This is a genomic window from Actinomyces wuliandei, from assembly GCF_004010955.1.
GTDB lineage: Bacteria > Actinomycetota > Actinomycetes > Actinomycetales > Actinomycetaceae > Actinomyces > Actinomyces wuliandei.
Genome location: NZ_CP025227.1, coordinates 2,058,200 through 2,076,865 on the forward strand (window position 1 = coordinate 2,058,200; position 18,666 = coordinate 2,076,865).

Here is an 18,666-nt window from a genome sequence, read left to right on the forward strand (position 1 = left end):
TCTGCCAGACTTGCTGCACATCTTCACCAGCGCGCGGCGCTCACCAGCACCCTCTCTCGAAAGCTGATCCTTGAGACTGCGCGGTTCCGACCGGCACATCCCTCACCCGTCGGTGCCGAAGATGTGCACGACCACTCTCGCTGCACATCTTCAGCCCTCGAGCCTGGAGGCGCAACCAGCCGACTCGCGTGCTCCTGCGGATACATCCTCCGTACAACCACTGAAGATGTGCACTTCCTCATACACCGCATACCTCCCATACACGCCTCCAGGTGCGCCGCGCCCCCCGAGGTGCCACCCTTCTGCCATGACCTTCCCGCTGTCGCGCGGCCCCGACACCCCGCGCCCGGCCCCGGCCCACCCTGAGGCCCTGGTGACTGGCCCCACCTACCGGTTCACGGTGCTCACCAGCCGACTCATCCGCATGGAGCACTCCCCCACCGGGACCTTCACCGACGCCGCCACCCAGCTCGTCACCACCCGCGACCTGGGCAAGCCCCCCGCCTTCCACGTCACGACCGGTCCGGACCGGGTGGAGGTCGTCACCGACCACCTCCACCTCACCCACGTGCCCTCCCTGGGCTTCACCCGCTCCGGGCTCAACGTGCGCCTGCGCCAGGCCACCGCCTCCCCCCACGGCGGCGCCTGGTACCACGGTGACACCTGGGACCCCGAGGAGTCCTTCCCGACCAACCTGGGTGGCACCACCCGCACCCTCGACGAGGTGGACGGACGCACCGCCGTGGACCCCGGCCTGCTGTCCCTGACCGGGATCGCGGTGCTAGACGACTCCGGCTCCCTGCTGCTGACCCAGGATGAGTGGGTCGTGCCCCGCACCCGGGACGGCGCCGCCGACTACCCCTGGGGCGGTGCCCAACGTGGCCCCCGGGACGGCTCCCAGGGCACCGCCCAGGAGCTCCACCAGGCGGCCCAGGACCTCTACCTCTTTGGTTACGGCCAGGACTACCGCGCCGCCCTGAGCGACTTCTTCCGCCTCACCGGCCCCAGCCCGCTCATCCCTCGGGCGCTGCTGGGCAACTGGTGGAGCCGCTACCATGCCTACAGCGCCGAGGAGTACCTGGCGCTCATGGACCGCTTTGCCGCCGAGGGCCTGCCCTTCTCCGTGGCCGTCATCGACATGGACTGGCACCTGGTCGACATCGACCCGGCGATCGGCACGGGGTGGACGGGCTACACCTGGAACCGCGACCTCTTCCCGGACCCCCGCTCCTTCCTGGAGGCCCTGCACCAGCGCGGCATGCTGGTCACCCTCAACGTCCACCCGGCCCAGGGCGTGCGCCGCCACGAGGAGGCCTACGAGGCGGTGTGCACCGACCTGGGCCTGGACCCGGCGGCCGGGGAGGACATCCCCTTCAACATCGCGGACCGCGACTTCGTACGAGCCTACCTGGAGCAGGTGCACCGCCCCCTGGAGGAGCAGGGCGTGGACTTCTGGTGGCTGGACTGGCAGCAGGGAGGCACCACGACCCTCCCCGGCCTGGACCCCTTGTGGATGCTCAACCACGTCCACTACCTCGACTCCGGCCGCCGGGGGCGCCGCCCGGTCACCTTCTCCCGCTACGCCGACCCTTCCAGCCACCGCACCCCCATCGGCTTCTCCGGGGACACGGTCGCCACCTGGGACTCCCTGCGCTTCCAGCCGGAGTTCACCGCGACAGCAGCCAACATCGGCTACTACTGGTGGTCCAACGACATCGGCGGGCACATGCTGGGCCAGCGCGACGACGACATGGCCGCCCGCTGGGTCCAGCTGGGCTGCTTCTCCCCGGTCAACCGACTGCACTCCACCTCCTCAGAGTTCAACTCCAAGGAGCCGTGGCGCTACCGCCGTGACGCCCGCGCCACCATGGGCGCCTACCTGCGGCTGCGCCACCGTCTGGTCCCCTACCTCTACACCTGGGCCAGGCGCTCGGCGAGCGAGGGCGTCGGCCCGGTACGCCCTGTCTACCACGACTACCCGGACCAGGCGGGTGCTTACGAGCTCCGTCGGACCTTCCTCTTCGGGGACCTGCTGGTGGTGCCGTTCACCAGCCCCCTGGACCCTGTGACGGGCCTGGGACGTGAGCCTGCCTGGCTGCCTGACGGCGTGTGGTACGACCTGCCCACCGGGCGCCGCTACGACGCCACCAGCGCGGCCGGTGAGGGCAGCGGGCGCAGGCTCATCCTGTCCAGGCCTCTGGAGCGCACCGTGGTCCTGGCGCGTGCGGGCTGCGTCATCCCTCTGGCGGGCAGTGTGGACGAGCCCGCCGCCCACAACCCGCGCGAACTGGAGCTGGTGGTCGTCCCCGGTGCCGACGGCGGCACCGTCCTGGAGGAGGACGACGGGGCGGCGTCCCCCGGGCCGCAGGCCGTGGCCCGCACGGTGGTCGAGCTGGAGTGGGCCGACCGCCAGGAGCAGGACCACCGGGAGCCAGGCTTCCAGGAGACGAGCCGTCAAGTGACGGACGACCAGGAGCCGGGCGCCCAGGCGAGGGCGGGTGCTACGACGGGCCACCAGGGGCGGGCCGTCGTGCGCGTCCGGCTTGAGGGGGCCGCCCACGTGGTGCCGCAGGCACGGCACCTGCGGCTGCGGCTCCTGGCGGGCTCCTGCTCGGGGGCGGTACTGCGGCACGCGCGAGGCCACGCCCCCGGCCCACCCGTCAGCACCACAGGCTCCGCCGACTCCACCAGCCTCACCGGCCCGGGCCCCGCAGAGCCCACAGCGCTCCCCGTGAGGCGGGTCGAGGCCGACGGCTTCACCCTGGGCGCGGGCACCGAGGTGGACCTGGGCTGGCTGAGCGCCCAGGAGCTGGTTGACGGCGTGGAGGTGGTGCTAGCCGACGCCGTGCAGGCTCCGGCACCCTGGCCCCAGGAGGTCTACGACCTTCTGGAGGCCGCACAGCTGCCCTACGAGGTCAAGGACCGCTCCTGGGCGGCGGTGCAGCGGGGGCTGGATGGGGCCGCGCTGCTGGCCGAGCTGGAGGCCGTGGGCCTGCCCGAGACCCTGCGCAGCGCGGTCGCCGAGCTTTTATGAGCTGTAAGCGAGCACCGTCAGCGCATCTGGCCCCATGGAGTTGGCCGCAGACCGTGCCATGCTCTGCCCTGGTGCACCCCGGCCTGCCGACGAGGCCCAGGGCTCTCCGGCTTTCCGCGACCTTGCCTGTGCTCGTCACACTCAGCCCAGGCACAGCGGCCTGAAGACGCACACCTAAGGTACGCCTTAAGAGTCCAGGCGGATGACGACGTCACGGTGACGGGCTCCCGGGACACCAGTGGCGGTAATGCTGACCTCCTGGACCGAGCCGTCCGTCCTGCGCAGCCTGACCCGCACAGCACGGGTAGGCTCTGTGCTGCCCACCGCCTCCGCCATCAGGGAGTGCAGCTCCACCAGGTCCTCTGGGGAACCGTCAACGAGCCCCCTGAGGCCCCCGACGTAGTCGAGACGCTCCCGCCGCCACGACGGTGATGTCATGAGAACATCGAGTGTCATCGCATCGACGACCGCCATCGGCTCCCTGGCCAGCCCCATGACCCCATGCAGCACGTCGTCAACCCGGGCCGCACTGTCGTCCTGCTCAAAAGCCATGTCGCGGAAAGTCTCAGGCACCTCGTAGCTCAAACCCAGCAGAATGATCTTGTCATCATGCGGAGCAACTGGAGCGGCCGTACCGACCGAGCGCAGGTGGCGCCTTCCCCGTACGGGCGAGCCGTAGCCTGTCACTACATGGTAGGTGAGATACCTGTACACACCCGCCGTACCTGGCAGCCCGTCACGAATCCCGTCCCGGACTGACCGGTTGACCCGCATCTGGTCCGCCTGGTCGACCAGCTCGTTTGCCCACTCACCCACCTCCCAGTAGCCCCGCTGCTGCTGGGCCGCACCCGAGTCGACGTCGTAGATGAGAAAGAGGTTGCGGTCCCAGTAGGTGCGTCTGCGCGGGGTGGGCTCACCGTCCTCGTCCCGCTCGATCTCCCACTCCCACGACCCCACCAGAGGGAGGTCAGGAATACTAGCCTCGGCGGGGAAGACTCCCGCCAACACACCGACAGTCCTGGCTGAGCGGGGCGAGCCTACCGGGTGCAGCTTGACGACCCACTGGGTCCCGGCATGCGAGACCTCCTCGCGGACATGCCTGACGTCCTGGGCGGCTCGGGCCACCCGCCCCTCGTCCAGAAGCAGCCGACGCGTCAGGGAGCGGGAGACCTTGCGTGCCGAGACAGGCCCGCAGGGCTGGTCGTCAACGAGCACCAGCTGCCTGAGGTCCTGGCCGCAGAACAGTCCCCAGGAACCAACGTCGAACGGTATAGACACCCTGTCAGGTCCTTTCCTTGTCCAGCCTGGCCTGATCCAGCCCGGCAGAATGTGCCCACGGCATGCCGCTCCTGCGTGGCACGTCCGGCACAGCCCAGATAGTAGAGTAACGAAAGAACAACGAGTCAGGACTTGTACCCCTGCGTCGGCAGACGGCAGGCGGTGTCCGGTGCGTTGGTAGACGACACACGGTATCCGCCGCCCTCCTGCCGGAGGAGGCTGAGACCACGTGACATCTCTGAGTTGCGCCCGCCACGCCCGTCTCTGCGGCGCAGGACGGCCTGTCGGCGCCCGGGAACTCCCTGTTTCGCCTATTGCGGCATCCCCCACCTCCTCCTTCCCCGGACCTGCACAGTGGCAGCCGTCCGCAGCACGCCGCCCACCACCGCTGACGGTCGCGCGCGCCCCGACAACATCCCCACGACTTCCACGACGCGGACCCAACGAGCCGACAGCCACGACACGACCCCCACGGAGAACACCATGCCACTGACCATCACCCCCCTTCAGGACACCCGGAGCCCGGGGGACGCCACCCACCCCACCAACGACCCCAGCCACCTGTGGCAGGGCACGATCGACGCCATGAGCGCCATGATCATCGTGCTCCCGGACAACAGCACCGACGGCCGCGCCCGCAGCGACATCTACAACCTCTACCTGGGCGACGGCGACCGCCCTGCCGCCACCTTGGAGGTCGATATCGACACCGCCCGTGTCGTGGGACGCACCGGGTTCGGCTCCGCCCTGCCCAGCGGCCACACCGCCATCGACGCCCTCACCGAGATCGTGCGCACCCACCGTGCAATCGTCATGGACCACGTGGAGGACCACGTGGAGTAGGCAGAGCAGCCCACGGGGGCAGCCCCCGCCAGCCCTCGTGACCGTGCCGCCACCGACGTGCCAGACGCCTCATCTTTCCCCGGCGCCTCCTGCAAACAACCGAGTGGCAGAATGGCTGGACGACGCCCCTCCCGGCGTCGCCCAGCCCAGGAGAGAGATGGCAGACCAGTCAGAACCAGCCACGAGCAGCTCCAGCGCAGCAGGAGCCGAGCCAGGACCCGCAACCGCCGGAGCTGCTGCCGGGACCGCCGCTGCACCCACCAGCACGCAGGGCATGACCTTCCACCCGGACCGGCGCTTCTGGGTGGTCTACGGCTGCCTCATGCTGGTGATGTTCCTGTCCGCCATGTACCAGACCGTGGTGGCCACCGCCCTGCCCACCATCGTGGGGGACCTGGGCGGGGTCTCACGCATGTCGTGGGCCATCACCGCCTACACCCTGGCGCAGACGGTGGCGATGCCCGTCTACGGCAGGCTGGGCGACACCATGGGGCGCAAGCCCCTCTACCTGGTGGCCATCGCCCTGTTCGTGGGTGGCTCGGCGCTGTGCGGCGTGTCCACGAGCATGGAGATGTTCGTCGCCTTCCGCTTCCTCCAGGGACTGGGCGGGGGCGGCCTCATCATCTCCTCCCAGGCCATCACCGGCGACCTCATCCCGCCACGGGTGCGCGCCACCTACACGGCCCCGCTGGGCGCCATGTTCGGCCTGGCCTCGATCCTGGGGCCGCTGCTGGGCGGGTGGCTCACCGACGTGCTGAGCTGGCGCTGGGTCTTCTGGTTCTTCCTGCCCTTCGGTGCCGCGGCCTGGGTGCTGGTCGCGCTGAACCTGCAGCTGCCGCGCCGCCACGTGCGCGTGCGCATTGACTGGCTGGGCCTGGCCCTGGCCAACACCGGGGCAGTCGGCACCGTGCTCATCGCCACCTGGGGAGGCGCCCTCTACCCGTGGAGCAGCCCGGTGATCCTGGGACTGGGCCTGCTGACCCTCCTGGCCTGGGGCGCGCTCCTGCCGGTGGAGAGGCGTGCCGCCGAGCCGGTCATGCCCCCCTCCATCCTGACCAACCGGACTTTCGTGGTCGCCACGGTCGTCTCGGTGCTGGCCATGGGCTGCCTGTTCGGCATCAACGGCTACCTGCCCACCTACCTGCAGATGGTCTACGGCGTGTCCGCCTCAGCCTCCGGCCTGCTGCTGGTGCCCGGGGCCGCGGGGATGGTGGTCGGCTCCATGCTGTCGGGCGCGCTGGTCACCCGCACGGGCCGCTACCGGCTCTACCCGGTCGTGGGCAGCCTCCTGGGGGCGGTGGGCATGGCTGTCGTCGGCCTGGCCGACCAGGCGACACCGCTGTGGTGGATGTGCGCCGGGGTCTTTGTCCTCAGCCTGGGCATAGGCCTGTTCTTCCAGCTGATCGTCCTGGTCATCCAGAACGCGCTGCCCGCCTCCGTGCTGGGCACCGCCACCAGCGCCAACAACTTCTTCCGTGAGATCGGGGTCTCCCTGGGCAACACGATCGTTGGCGTCGTCTTCACCTCCCGGCTCACCGCCGCCCTGACCGCAACGGGGCTCAGCCCCCAGGACTCCTCCAGCCTGACCCCGCAGGCGGTGCGGGACCTGGGTCCCACGGAGCACGCCGACGTCGTCGCCGCCTACGTGGACAGCCTGTCCCCCGTGGTGCTGGCCCTGGTCCCGGTGCTCCTGCTGTCCGCCCTGGTCGCCCTGGGCTTCGAGTCGATCCCCCTGTCCGCCAGGACCGGCTTGGAGCAGCGTGACCTGGAGAAGGCGCTCACCGCCGACCCGGTACCTCTCGCCGAGGACGGGCAGCAGCCTGAGGCAGGCCGGACGCGCTCCGAGGCATGACCAGCTGCCCCGGAGTCGGGGCAGGCCCCCGCCTTGCTGCCTGGGCGGGCGGGACACGCGACGACCTCTCCTGGGGTGAGGTCCGCTCCCAGCCTGCGTCTGACCGGATGAGGGTGACCACCGATCCACCGCGTCCCAGATCACCTACCCACAGGCGGCACCACCGACCCGCAGGCGGCCCTCACCCTCATAATAGGCGGCATGTATCTGCGCAGTAATGGTTCCCACTGGCGTCACAGAGCTGCCGTCACGGCTCTCCTGGCCGCCGTGGCCCTCGTCCTGACCACTCTCATCCCGCTCTCGCCGTCACAGGCCGGGGACGCCCAGGGGACCAGCACCACTGCGGGTGCCACGGCTGGCAGCACCACCGAAGCCGCTGCGGGCGCTGGCAGCACCAGCACCGCCACCACGGGCGACGACGACAGCACCGACGCCGCCCTGGCGCTGCACCCCGCGCCCCGGTCCCTCACCTGGGAGGGACCGGAGGTGGACCTGACCGGTACCGTCGAGCTCGTCACTGTCGGTGACACAGCGGACAGCAACACAGCGGACGGTGACTCAGCGGACACCGTGGCACTCGTGCGTGAGCTGGTCACCGGCTCCGGCGGCACGCTGAGCGCCTCAGGTACTGCGGGCAGCCCGGCAGGCTCGGAGCCAGAGCCCTCGGCCCCTGAGGACTCAGGCTCTGAGGCCACCACCCCCACAGCCCGGGTCGTGGTGGGCACCGACGGCCCCGACGCCTCCGGCTACCTTGAGGGGGGCATGAGCGTGCCCGAGCACGAGGAGGGCTACCTGCTGGCCACCACGACCACTGACGGGCTCCCCACCGTCACGGTCCTGGGCGGTGGTCCCAACGGGCTCCTCTACGCCGCCAGGACCCTGGGACAGCTCACCCAGGGCGGCGTCGTGGCCGGGGTCCAGGCCAGTGACCAGCCTGCGATGGACGTGCGGGGCGTGGTGGAGGGGTTCTACGGGATCCCGTGGAGCCACGAGGCGCGGCTGGACACCCTGGACCACATGGCCCGGTGGCGGATGAACACCTACGTCTACGCGCCCAAGGACGACGTCTACCTGCGCGACCAGTGGCGCGAGCCCTACCCCGACGAGGAGCTGGACCGCCTGTCGGAACTGGCGGAGCGCGCCCGCGCCCGTCACGTGGAGCTCGTGGTCGCCCTGTCCCCCGGCGAGGACATCTGCTACTCCTCCCAGGACGACCTTGAGGCCGTGGAGGCTGTCTTTGACCAGCTGGGCGAGGCGGGGGTGGACAGCTTCTACCTGGCCCTGGACGACACGCCACAGACCCTGGAGTGCGAGGCGGACCGGGAGGTCTTCACCGACCCCAACCCCTCTGTCGCGCTGGCCACCGCACAGGCCCACCTCCTCAACCACCTCCAGACCAACTACGTCGAGGCCAACGGCCTCCCGGACCTGTGGACGGTCCCGACCGAGTACACCGGCACACAGGCCACGGCCTACACCACCGCCTTCGGGCAGGCTCTTGACGACGCCGTGCAGGTCCAGTGGACCGGGGAGGCCATTGTCACCGACAACCTGACCACCCAGCAGGCCACCCAGGCCGCCCGCAACTACGACACCACCAGCCTGGTGGTGTGGGACAACTTCCCGGCCAACGACGGGGACAACCAGGCCCGTCTCTTCCTGGGAGCCATGCCCGCCCGCGACGCCACCCTGGCAACAGCCGTCACCGGGATCACCACCAATCCCATGATCCAGCCCTACGCCTCCCGGCTGGCGCTGGCCGAGTACGCCAGCTACTCCTGGAACCCAGCGGCGCACGACCCCCAGGCTGTGCGTGACACTGCCGTCGCCGACCTCGTCGGAGAGGACTCGGGCCTGGCCTGGGAGACGATGCAGGCCTTCATCGACGTCCACGAGCCGTGGGAGTTCGCCGCCTGGGAGGCGACGGAGACATGGGAGGAGGTCGACGCCGTCACACAGGCGCTGGACGCCGACGACGGCACCGCGCTGGAGGACAGCGCCGCCCGGCTGCGCTCCCGCTTGTCACTGCTGCGCGACGCCCCCACGACCCTGGCCTCCATGGAGGAAGAGGGCTTCTACGACGACGCCAGCCCCTGGATCGAGGCGACGGCCGACTGGGCCGAGGCCGGGCTCGCAGCAGTGGACCTCCTCGTGGCGCTGCGTGCCGGGGACGCTGCCACCGCTCAGGCGGCCAGCACGACCATGGACCAGGCCGCCTCCCGGGCGCAGCAGCCCCGCGCCCCCTCGCTGGAGGGGACGAGCGTGGTCGAGGACGCCGTGGTGCCCCAGCTCGGCGAGACCGCGCTCAGCGAGCTGGTAGACCAGGCTGCTGCCACCTGGGAGGCCCGCTGACCGCGCTCTCCGGGGAGCACGGTCAGCACCGTGCTGCGCACCCCTCCCCGCTTCCGTTCAGCCGTTTTATCAGATAGCATCCGTGACGTAGCAGCAACATTGCCGGTACCCGTAGGCGACAGCCCCCAGGCGATACTCATTCCTCACACTTACAAGGAGTGCTGATGCCCACCTTGACAAGCAGGTTGGCGCGCATGCTGCTCATGCGGGCGGCCGACGGTGCTGACACTGGGGGCGCCGGACGCCTGGAGGAGCGGGAGGCAGGTTCCCAGGGTGCTGCTGCTCATGAGAGCCCCCACGGGGAGCACCCGGCAGGGCACGTGCTCCGACAGCCGCAGACCTCGCAGCCGGAGCCGGACCGCGAGACCCCGCAGGACCAGGAGGACGCGCTGGACAGGCTCGTGTGGCCGGATGTCCTGTCCATGGAGAACCTGGCGGACGCCGTGGGCCGGGCCTGCGGTATGAACGTCGTGCTCAACCCGATCCCCAGCGAGCTGCAGAGCGCCGAGGTCAACGGCGTGACAGTATCCGTGGGTGCCACGGCCATGGTCTACTACGACTCCCGGCTGTCGCCGCTCAACCGGACCCAGACGATCCTGCACGAGCTCGCCCACGTCCTGCACGGCGACATCTGCGCCGAGCACACCACGGCGAGCTGCCGGACCACGTTTGGCAGCGTACGGGAGCGGCGTGCCGAGATCACCGCCATGCGCATGATGTTCGAGGTCTACCGACGTAACCGCAACTCGACAGTCCTCAGCTTCCTCGTCGGCAAGGCAGGAGCCAACCAGTAGCCCTGCCCATGCGTGCAGGAACCACCTGCAAAGGGTGACATGACGTCACCTCCGAGGCGGGACCACCCGCTCACGACCACGGCACCGCACCGCCTCAGAGCCGGGCGCGCAGACAGCAGCCGTGGATGCGCTGTGGGCAGCACCACATGAGATGGGCGGCAGTCACGCGCAGTGAGCCAGGGGCCTGAGGCCAGCGGCAGGCGCCACCACTACAGGGAGGCGCCGCTCGACACCCGTTCGTCAGGAATGGAAAAGTTTCTACTGCTGTGACATCATCAAGACACCGAAGTCAACAGCACCCCCTCCGCGCACCTTGCTCCGTCCCTCCCCAGGCACGGAGCAGAAGCCGGAGCACCTCTACGAGAGGAGACGGCACAGCCCACAGAACCGGCACCTACCACGACCCGCCGACCTGCCTCACCCCCCCACCCGACAAGCCCTCACCGCACGACGACTGAGGTTCCATCCCGCCACTGACACCACACACCTTGGAGCTACTGAGCACATGAGCAGTCACCACGACCTCGCCCACGCGGCGCACCTTGTTGACGACCTCCTCACCGGGGCAGGTGCCACCCAGGAAGAGCGTCAGGCGATTGCTGACCACCTGACCGGCAGGAACCACCTGGCTCTTCACGGCCCCTCCCAGGACCCCTGGACACTGACCACCGCCCTCGCCCACGCCTGGCACACCTACTCCCGGCGCGCGGACCTGCCCGCACCGGTGCTCCTGACGATCCTTGACGGGGAGTGCGACATGGTCTCCACCTACGTCGACACCGAGACCGCCACCCAGATCCTTCAGGACGACGAGGACACGCCGACCCCCGACCAGGTGACAGACCTCGTGCACTGGCTGGAGAAGGAGGACCTCTGGCGTGACGAGGTCACCGCGACTCAGGTCCGGGCCGCCTGGGCCAGCTACCGCGCGCGGCACCCTAGCGCCCCCAGCACCAGCCACCGGCACAAAGTAGACCCTGTCGACCCTCCCACGCCGCTGAGACCCAGGCCGTCACGCGCTCCCGACAAGGCCCTGCCCCGCAGCCAGACCACTCAGACCCTGGCCACAGGTGCGTAGCGCAGCATGAGGCGCTTGGTCGTCACCGCCCCGGCGACAGTGAACTCCACCCGGGCTGTCAGGGAGCGGCCCCGGCCCTCCAGGCCGACCACGGTCCCGACCCCGTAGGAGTCGTGGCGGACCTGGTCACCCACCCGCAGACCAGCCACCGCTGCTGGCAGCGCCTCGTCCTGGAAGTGTTCCGCGTCGCCGTCAGCGCCCGCGTGACCTCCTTCCCTCCGCCCTGACCGACCCTGAGGACGTCCTGGACTGCCGTCCAGCCGACTCGGCCGACCTCGCCTGGCCGCCCGCTCGGCGCGCCGGGCCTCAGCACGGTCCCTGGCTGTCTCCACCCGCCCCAGACGCCCGGTGCGGCGGCTCCCCGACCCGACCGGGGGCGCGAAGTCGTCCTCGTCAGGGTGGGCAGGACTCCCCCAGGCCTCCCCGCCGCTGTCGGAGCCTGTCCGCCCCCTCCGGGCACCATGCGCACTACGGCGGCCAGAGCCGTAGCCGCCCTCCCCCCAGCTGGAGCCCCAACCGGTGCTGTCGCCGTACAGCGCCACGGTGTCCGAGGCCAGCCTCCTCCAGTCCACGACCTCGGCCGGGAGGTCGTCCAGGAACCGGGATGCAGGCATGGCCTGGGCCGTCCCCCAGGCACTACGCACGGCGGCACGGGTGAGATAGAGCCGCTCACGGGCACGAGTCAGCGCCACGTAAGCCAGACGGCGCTCCTCAGCCAGGTCGGCCTCCTCGGCCAGGGAGCGGGCGTGGGGGAAGGTGCCGTCCTCCATACCAGTGACAAAGACCACCGGGAACTCCAGCCCCTTGGCAGTGTGCACGGTCATGAGGGTCACCTGCCCCTCCGGAAGGTCTCCGGTCCCTGCCTCACCCGTGTCGGGCAGCTGGTCAGAGTCGGCCACCAGGGAGACGCGCTCCAGGAAGTCCGCCAGGGTCCCCGTCGGGTTGGCAGCCTGGAAGTCGGAGGCCACCGAGTGCAGCTCAGCCAGGTTCTCCACCCGGGTGGCGTCCTGGGGGTCGTCGCTGGCCCGCAGCTCAGCCAGGTAGCCGGAGGCGTCCAGGGCCGCGTCAAGCACCTCGGCCACGCCCTCCCCCTCGGCCAGCATCTGGCGCAGGGAGGCCAGCAGCTCGTGGAAGCCGCGCACCTGGTTGCGGGCCCGAGTCGTCAGCCCCTCCACGACCGGTGGCTCGCCGCCACCCCGCTCCTCCCGCAGCACCCCGGCGGCGTCGGCGACGGCCCGTCCGAAGGACACCGCGTGGCGGGAGGCGTGCTCAGCCAGAGCCGCCTCCGCCTTGTCCCCCAGGCCCCGCCTGGGGACGTTGAGGATGCGGCGCAGGTTGACGTCGTCGTCGGGGTTGTCCACGGCGCGCAGGTAGGCGATGGCGTCCTTGACCTCGCGCCGCTCGTAGAAGCGGGTGCCCCCGATGACCTTGTAGGGCTGACCGGAGCGGACGAAGACCTCCTCCAGGGCGCGGGACTGGGCGTTGGTGCGGTAGAAGACGGCCACGTCCGCAGGCCGCACGCCGTGCTCGTCAGCCAGCCGGTCGATCTCCTGGCTGACCCAGCGGGCCTCGTCGTGCTCGGAGTCGGCCACGTACCCGGTCACGGGTGCGCCGTCGCCGGAGCTGGTCCACAGGTTCTTGGGACGGCGGCCGCTGTTGCGGGAGATGACCGCGTTGGCTGCGGTGAGGATGTTCTGGGTGGAGCGGTAGTTCTGCTCCAGCAGGATCGTCTCCGCGCTGGGGTAGTCCTGCTCGAACTCCTCGATGTTACGGATCGTGGCACCGCGGAAGGCGTAGATGGACTGGTCGGAGTCCCCCACCACCGTCAGCTCGCCCGCCGACAGGGGCGAGCCTTCCCCGGAGGTGCCCGGGCCGCCGACCAGCTCACGCACCAGCACGTACTGGGCGTGGTTGGTGTCCTGGTACTCGTCCACCAGCACGTGGCGGAAGCGGCGCCGGTAGGCCTCGGCCACGGCGGGCTGGGTCTGGAGGAGGGCGACGGTACGCATGATGATGTCGTCGAAGTCCAGGGCGTTGGCCGCCGCCAAGCGCTGGGCATAGGCCTGGTAGACCTCTGCCAGGTGGCGCTCCATCGGGTTGGTGGTCTGGGCCGTGCGCGCGAACGCCTCCGGGGTGACCAGCTCATTCTTCAGGTCGGAGATGCGGTGGGCAAAGGTCCTGGGGGTGAAGCGCTTGGGGTCGATGCCCAGCTCTCGCACGATAAGGGTGATCAGGCGGGTGGAGTCGGCGGCGTCGTAGACAGAGAAGGTCGAGCGCAGGCCGGCCGCCTCGTGGCTGCGGCGCAGGATACGCACGCACGCGGAGTGGAAGGTGGACACCCACATGCGCTCCCCCGCAGGTCCCACCAGGGCGGTGACCCGCTCACGCATCTCGGCGGCGGCCTTGTTGGTGAAGGTGATCGCCAGGATCTCCCCGGGACGCGCCCGCCCGGTGGCAATAAGGTGGGCCACGCGGTGGGTGAGCACGCGGGTCTTGCCCGAGCCGGCCCCGGCGATGATGAGCAGCGGCGACCCCGAGTGCGTGACCGCCTGGGCCTGGGCGGGGTTGAGGCCCTCGACCAGGCCGACGGGGTCGGCAGCAGTGGCTCCCCAGGGCGCGCCTGGCGTCCCCGTGTGCCCCGCGTACCCCGTGCGCACGGTGCCGACGGCGCCCACTGGCTCCCGGTCGGCCGTCGCGCCCCCAGCGCTGCCCGCACCGGGGCGCACCAACCCTTCTGCGCCCCCCGTGGCAGCAGCCGCTGCCAGGTCGGCCTCAGCCTGCTCAGACCAGTCGGCCTGGGCGCGGGCTGCTGACGTGTCCGCCTGGGCGCGGGCCACGAGGCCCGCCGTGACCGCCTGGCGCTCTTCCCAGGAGAGGGGCGCGGTGCCACGGTCCTCGGCAGGCTCCCCGCCGTGGTCGGCAACAGGGCCTGCGCCCCGAGTCCTGACGGGGTACTCCCCAGTCCCCGTGCCACGGGCCCCGCCGGGTAGGTCCTCACGCACCCAGTCCTGTGGTCCCCCCTCCCCCGGCTCCAGGTCCTCCGTGTCCGGAGGCTCCACGTCGGCCCAGGAGTCGTCGTCAAAAGTAGCCAGGGAGGGCAGGGCGGCCTCGGCGGGCAGGGAGGTGCGGCTTGTCCCGGGCATGGACAGGTTGCCGAAGAGGGCGTTCGTCGCGTGAGTCATGGCAGGCCAAGCCTAGGCCACGTGCCACCCAGCGGCCCACCAGCACTCGCGCGGGCGAGGCCAGCGCCGCAGAGCACTTGGGCAGCATGAGGACCCCGTGAGCGCCCGCACGGGCGACGCACCTCGTCGGGCCCAGGAAGTACCCGTCCAGGAGGACCTGGCCCTGCCCCGAGCCTGTCCCGCGCCTTTGCGCGGAGTCTTCTGAGAGAATTGAGCCATGACTGTTGCCGCTGCAGCCGATCCGGATGCCATCAGGGATGCCTGTAGGCGTTTCGGTGTGGCGCGGCTCAGGATCTTTGGATCAGCCGTGACCGGGACCTTCGACCCGACCACCAGCGACCTCGACTTCCTCGTCGATTTCAAGGAGGACCGAGACAGTCGCTTCGAGGACTTCTTCGGTCTGCAGGAGGCCCTGGAGCACGCTGCAGGCCGTCCTGTGGATCTCGTAACGACAGACTCCCTGCGAAACCCCTACTTCCGGGAGTCGGTCCTGGCTACAGCGGAGGACGTCTATGCGTCATGAGAGCGCCGCCTACCTGTGGGAGGCCGCCGAGGCAGCCCGGTCGGTGATCAAGTTCCTTGACGGTGTCAACTGGGACCAGTTCACCCAGGACGCGATGCGGCGCTCCGCAGTTGAGCGTCAGCTTGAGATACTCGGCGAGTCACTCAACCGGGTACGCCGAACGGATCCGCGGGTAGCAGCGCAGATCCGGGATGTGAACCGCATAGTCGGGATGCGGAACATTCTTGCCCACGAGTACGGGACCGTTGACGCCCGACTCGTCTACGAGGCGGGGACACGAAAGGTTCCGACCCTGCTGCCACAGATCGAGGCGTTGCTCCCCGCCAGCAGCGACGGCTGAGCACACCACCGCCACTCCTCTCCCGGTTTGGACGCACGAGGTCATAAGCTGGCAGGCAGCCCGGGAGCGGATCCGGAAGCAGGTAACAGGCAGCCACCCCCTTGCTGCACATCTTCAGCCTGCTCCTTCCTTGGGGACCCCCGGAATCCCGCGCCAGCCGGTTAACGGAAACCGCGTGCAGGACGCCGAAGATGTGCAACGCACCTGGCGGTTGCACATCTTCACGCTCCGGCTACCCCAGTGGGCCTCCAGAGACCGCGAGAATCTGCGGAAGAGCTCAGAGACGGCCTCCGCCTGGCACGCGAAGATGTGCAGCAGCACATGGTCGCACGCGGCCCGGGACCGCACCGGCCTGAGGCAGGTCAACCACCCTTTGACAGCATGCTGTCAATACCAGTACGGTCCCAGCATGCCTGAGCGCCCCGATCTGACTACCCAGTCCTCACACGTCACCTCACGCGTCATCGCCCTGTACACCACAGACACCATGGCCGACTGGGAGTACGCCTACCTGACCACCCAGGTCACCACCGCGGAGAGCATCCGCCCCGGCCGCTTCCGCCTGCTGCTCGTCGGTGACGGCCTGGAGCCGGTGACCTCCCTGGGAGGTCTGCCCATCACGCCGTCCGCAGATCTCAGCGAGCTCACCACCCTGGCGGAGGAGGGCCGTCTTGCCGCCCTGGTGGTCCCGGGCGGGGAGACCTACGCCCAGGGGCACGAGCGGCTCACCGCAGCCGTCCAGGAGCTGCTGGAGCGCGGCGTCCCCGTCGCCGCCATCTGCGGTGGCACCTTCCTCCTGGCACGCCACGGGGTCCTTGACACGCGCTCCCACACCTCCAACAGCAAGGGGTACCTGGAGACCAGCGGCTACCGTGGCGAGCGGCACTATGCGCAGGCTCCTGTGGTCACCGACCAGGGGGTCACCACCGCGTCCGGCATCCACGCCATCCCCTTCACAGCCGAGGTCATGCGGGTCAGCGGCCTGGTTCTCACCGCAGTTGCCGACGCCTGGGAGCGCCTCTACCTCACCGGGGACGCACGTCACTACGAGGAGCTGGAGGAGGTGACCCGTGCCTGGCAGGACTCCTGAGGGAGACGCGCTGACAGAACTGGTCCTGCCGGTCCTCGAGCTGGGCGGAGAGCTCCTCGCCGCAGCAGCCATGATGACCGCGCACCACGAGCTGACACCAGCCCGCTGGCGGGTGCTGGGTGCAGTGCTGGAGGAGCCGCTGAGCGTCGCCCAGATCGCCCGCCGGGTAGGCCTGGGCCTGTCGCGCCAGAGCGTCCAGCGGGTCGCCAACGACGTGGTGGCCCAAGGTTGGGCGACCTGGCAGCCCAACCCTGCCCGGCGTGGTCAGAACCTCCTGGTGCTCACCGGCCGTGGGCACGAGGCCCTCAAGGCACTCGCCACCGAGCAGCACGCGTGGGCCGACGCCGTCGGTGCCGAGGTCGGAGAGGCGGACCTGCGCCTGGTCCTCCACCTGGCACGCCAGGTCACGGCAGCCGCACGCAGGTACCGGGAGAGCGGCGGCGCAGTACCAGCAGGCCCCTCGTGACAGCCGTCTCATGCGCGCGCCTCGCCACGGCTGCTCGCGCACGGTCCGGGCACAGGGCCGCCCGTGCGCCCTCAGGGATCCTCAGAGCCCCTCACGCATCCGGGCAAGGTTGTACCGGGACCGGGCGTGCAGCAAGATGCCCGCCGTCACCGAGACGTTGAGGGACTCCACCGCCTCGTTCATAGGGATGGAGACGGTCGTGGCGGCCAGGCGGCGCGCCTGACCGGATGCCCCCACCGTCTCGGCCCCGAGCACCAGGGCCTGTGGCCCGGTTCTCGCCGCCACCTGGTCCAGCCCCGTGCCACCGTCGGTGTCCAGCAGCACCACGTCCATCCCGGCCTGGTCGACCAGCCCGGAGACCTCGTCCCACGTCATGAGGGCCACCGGCAGCGAGAACACGTAGCCACGGCTGGCCCGGATCAGCCGCCGGTCGGTAATGCTCCTGAGTCCAGACCCCACCAGCACCACACCCGCAGCCCCAAAGGCGTAGGCACTGCGCACGATCGCACCGATGTTGCCCACGATCCGTACGCCGTCAAGGACAAGGACGTCACGCCCCTGCGCCCGGAGCTGGTCAGCGCTCGGAGGCCGGGGTGCCCGTGCCACACCGAACACGTCCGGGCGCTTGTCCGACCTGAAGAGCTCAGTGGCCAGCACCGCGCTCATGACGGTCACAGGGACACCAGCCCGCTGACAGGTCTCGACGACGCCGCGCGGCGGCTCCACGGAGTCCAGGACGTAGACGCCCAGGAACCGCAGGCCCGCACCCAGCGCGGCCAGCAGCGGCTCCTCGTCCTCAATGAGGACCGACTTACCTGGCGACACCGACGACTTCGCCAGGTCAGCGATGCGCTGGGCCGACGGCGCGGACCGGTCGGTGAGAGTCTCGTAGTCGGGCAACATCTCAGTCCTCCTGGATGGGGGCGGGTGGTCTTTCCAGCCAGCGGTGTCACCACTGTGACAGGTGGCTGACGGGGCGGACCCTGGCACACCGCCCGCACCTGCTGCGTCCCAGGCCTGGGCACGGCACCGCGACCTTACAGCCACTCACCGAGACTGACCGAATCCTCACGGAACGACAGGCGCGTCAGTCATCTACTTGAGGAATCAGTCATCTACCTGAGGAATCGCTCGATCTCGTGCGGTGCCGCTCCTCCCACTGGCCCGCCAGGCCGGTTCCGTGTCCACCCGCGCACCGCCGCTCACCGGTCGCGCAGCCGACCAGCCAAGCAAAGATCCTCCTGGACGTGAGGAGGCTCCTCGGCCAGCGGCAGCCTCTCGGCGCGCCGCTTCCACTCCACAAACTCATACCCGGTCACCGTCGCGGAGTGGGAGGCGTTCATGGTGGTCATGAGACTGACATGGGTCCTGCCCTTTGCAGGTGCCCTACCCCCTCACCCAGCGCGTCAATAACGGCTCGCACGACGTCGTAGAACGTGGCGCCGCCCTTCCCGTCGGTGTCGGTGCCGTGGGTCAGGACGACGACGTCAGCCTCGGCCAGCAGCGGGCGCAGGGCCTCGGCGTCAGTCGGCGAGGCCTCGACAAGCTCGGCCCCCTCGGGGAGCCGTCGGCGCGCACGGGAGGCGCTTCGGGTCTGTGCCCGCACCGTGAGCCCGCGGCTGAGCGCCTCCTTGACCACGACCCGGCCCACCTGGCCGGTGGCCCCAATAACGGCAACAGTGGTCGCGGTGGTCGCGGTGGTCGCGGTGGTCATGGTCTTCCTCTCTTGCTGCTGCGGTGACGGTTGCGCGAGAGCCGCTGCGGACAAAGCCTTCCACGACCGCACGCACGCATCCAGGCTCTGCCACACCCCCGCTGCAGGTGCCTCCACCAC

The 18,666-nt window shown here is 70.0% G+C and carries 15 protein-coding genes; 10 read left to right on the plus strand and 5 right to left on the minus strand.

The window, feature by feature from the left end; genetic code table 11:
- Positions 1-307: 307 nt before the first annotated feature.
- Positions 308-3,034, plus strand: a complete 2,727-nt coding sequence (locus CWS50_RS08525) for a glycoside hydrolase family 31 protein (RefSeq protein ID WP_127842450.1) — start codon at positions 308-310, stop codon at positions 3,032-3,034.
- A 186-nt stretch (positions 3,035-3,220) separates the two neighbouring features.
- On the opposite strand, the gene CWS50_RS08530 is transcribed toward CWS50_RS08525, so the two are convergent.
- The gene (locus CWS50_RS08530; RefSeq protein ID WP_127842451.1) at positions 3,221-4,312 is read right to left on the minus strand and encodes a hypothetical protein; all 1,092 of its coding nucleotides are present in this window, start codon (positions 4,310-4,312) and stop codon (positions 3,221-3,223) included.
- Positions 4,313-4,666: 354 nt separating this feature from the next.
- Here CWS50_RS08530 and CWS50_RS08535 point away from each other — a divergent pair, with 354 nt between their 5' ends.
- The 5 genes from CWS50_RS08535 (at position 4,667) to CWS50_RS08555 (ending at position 11,231) form a co-directional block, all read left to right on the plus strand.
- Positions 4,667-5,155 (plus strand): hypothetical protein, encoded by a 489-nt coding sequence (locus tag CWS50_RS08535; protein WP_206610392.1) that lies wholly within the window; start codon positions 4,667-4,669, stop codon positions 5,153-5,155.
- 157 nt (positions 5,156-5,312) lie between these two features.
- A complete protein-coding gene (locus CWS50_RS08540) occupies positions 5,313-7,007 on the plus strand; it encodes an MDR family MFS transporter (RefSeq protein ID WP_243118257.1) in 1,695 nt (564 codons plus the stop codon).
- 201 nt (positions 7,008-7,208) lie between these two features.
- The gene (locus CWS50_RS08545; protein ID WP_127842453.1) at positions 7,209-9,359 is read left to right on the plus strand and encodes a glycoside hydrolase family 84 protein; all 2,151 of its coding nucleotides are present in this window, start codon (positions 7,209-7,211) and stop codon (positions 9,357-9,359) included.
- A 164-nt stretch (positions 9,360-9,523) separates the two neighbouring features.
- Positions 9,524-10,153: an ImmA/IrrE family metallo-endopeptidase gene (locus CWS50_RS08550; RefSeq protein WP_127842454.1), complete on the plus strand. Its 630-nt coding sequence runs from the start codon at positions 9,524-9,526 to the stop codon at positions 10,151-10,153.
- 505 nt (positions 10,154-10,658) lie between these two features.
- Entirely contained in the window at positions 10,659-11,231 is a 573-nt protein-coding gene (locus tag CWS50_RS08555) for a hypothetical protein (RefSeq protein WP_127842455.1), read from the plus strand.
- Here CWS50_RS08555 and CWS50_RS08560 read toward each other — a convergent pair.
- Entirely contained in the window at positions 11,207-14,413 is a 3,207-nt protein-coding gene (locus CWS50_RS08560; protein WP_127842456.1) for an ATP-dependent helicase, read from the minus strand. The genes CWS50_RS08555 and CWS50_RS08560 overlap by 25 nt on opposite strands.
- A 217-nt stretch (positions 14,414-14,630) precedes the next feature.
- Here CWS50_RS08560 and CWS50_RS08565 point away from each other — a divergent pair, with 217 nt between their 5' ends.
- From CWS50_RS08565 to CWS50_RS08580, 4 genes are all read left to right on the plus strand, one after another.
- Positions 14,631-14,936 carry a nucleotidyltransferase family protein gene (locus CWS50_RS08565; protein WP_127842457.1) on the plus strand — a complete coding sequence of 102 codons (306 nt, stop codon included), beginning with the start codon at positions 14,631-14,633 and terminating at the stop codon, positions 14,934-14,936.
- Complete coding sequence (locus CWS50_RS08570) at positions 14,926-15,276, plus strand: HepT-like ribonuclease domain-containing protein (RefSeq protein ID WP_127842458.1); 351 nt, start codon at positions 14,926-14,928, stop codon at positions 15,274-15,276. Before CWS50_RS08565 ends, CWS50_RS08570 begins: the two co-directional genes overlap by 11 nt.
- Positions 15,277-15,685: 409 nt before the next feature.
- Positions 15,686-16,366 carry a DJ-1/PfpI family protein gene (locus CWS50_RS08575; protein ID WP_127842459.1) on the plus strand — a complete coding sequence of 227 codons (681 nt, stop codon included), beginning with the start codon at positions 15,686-15,688 and terminating at the stop codon, positions 16,364-16,366.
- Positions 16,347-16,832: a MarR family winged helix-turn-helix transcriptional regulator gene (locus CWS50_RS08580; protein WP_127842460.1), complete on the plus strand. Its 486-nt coding sequence runs from the start codon at positions 16,347-16,349 to the stop codon at positions 16,830-16,832. Before CWS50_RS08575 ends, CWS50_RS08580 begins: the two co-directional genes overlap by 20 nt.
- Before the next feature lie 81 nt (positions 16,833-16,913).
- Here the strand turns inward: CWS50_RS08580 and CWS50_RS08585 are convergent, their stop codons facing one another.
- From CWS50_RS08585 to CWS50_RS08590, 3 genes are all read right to left on the minus strand, one after another.
- Positions 16,914-17,735, minus strand: coding sequence for a TrmH family RNA methyltransferase (locus CWS50_RS08585; protein ID WP_127842461.1), 822 nt, complete (start codon positions 17,733-17,735; stop codon positions 16,914-16,916).
- Between the two features lie 299 nt (positions 17,736-18,034).
- On the minus strand, positions 18,035-18,184 hold the full coding sequence (locus CWS50_RS12980) for a hypothetical protein (RefSeq protein ID WP_164860110.1): 150 nt from the start codon (positions 18,182-18,184) through the stop codon (positions 18,035-18,037).
- Complete coding sequence (locus tag CWS50_RS08590) at positions 18,181-18,546, minus strand: NAD(P)H-binding protein (RefSeq protein ID WP_127842462.1); 366 nt, start codon at positions 18,544-18,546, stop codon at positions 18,181-18,183. Before CWS50_RS08590 ends, CWS50_RS12980 begins: the two co-directional genes overlap by 4 nt.
- Between the last annotated feature and the right edge of the window lie 120 nt (positions 18,547-18,666).

What these genes read in the sequence shown, in the direction of transcription:
- CWS50_RS08575 (WP_127842459.1), top strand. Translation starts at nt 15,686, where the DNA reads ATGCCTGAGCGCCCCGATCTGACTACCCAGTCCTCACACGTCACCTCA.
- CWS50_RS08570 (WP_127842458.1), top strand. Translation starts at nt 14,926, where the DNA reads ATGCGTCATGAGAGCGCCGCCTACCTGTGGGAGGCCGCCGAGGCAGCC.
- CWS50_RS08550 (WP_127842454.1), top strand. Translation starts at nt 9,524, where the DNA reads ATGCCCACCTTGACAAGCAGGTTGGCGCGCATGCTGCTCATGCGGGCG.
- CWS50_RS08565 (WP_127842457.1), top strand. Translation starts at nt 14,631, where the DNA reads ATGACTGTTGCCGCTGCAGCCGATCCGGATGCCATCAGGGATGCCTGT.
- CWS50_RS08585 (WP_127842461.1), bottom strand. Translation starts at nt 17,735, where the DNA reads ATGTTGCCCGACTACGAGACTCTCACCGACCGGTCCGCGCCGTCGGCC.
- CWS50_RS12980 (WP_164860110.1), bottom strand. Translation starts at nt 18,184, where the DNA reads ATGACCACCATGAACGCCTCCCACTCCGCGACGGTGACCGGGTATGAG.
- CWS50_RS08545 (WP_127842453.1), top strand. Translation starts at nt 7,209, where the DNA reads ATGTATCTGCGCAGTAATGGTTCCCACTGGCGTCACAGAGCTGCCGTC.
- CWS50_RS08555 (WP_127842455.1), top strand. Translation starts at nt 10,659, where the DNA reads ATGAGCAGTCACCACGACCTCGCCCACGCGGCGCACCTTGTTGACGAC.
- CWS50_RS08590 (WP_127842462.1), bottom strand. Translation starts at nt 18,546, where the DNA reads ATGACCACCGCGACCACCGCGACCACCGCGACCACTGTTGCCGTTATT.
- CWS50_RS08540 (WP_243118257.1), top strand. Translation starts at nt 5,313, where the DNA reads ATGGCAGACCAGTCAGAACCAGCCACGAGCAGCTCCAGCGCAGCAGGA.
- CWS50_RS08525 (WP_127842450.1), top strand. Translation starts at nt 308, where the DNA reads ATGACCTTCCCGCTGTCGCGCGGCCCCGACACCCCGCGCCCGGCCCCG.
- CWS50_RS08560 (WP_127842456.1), bottom strand. Translation starts at nt 14,413, where the DNA reads ATGACTCACGCGACGAACGCCCTCTTCGGCAACCTGTCCATGCCCGGG.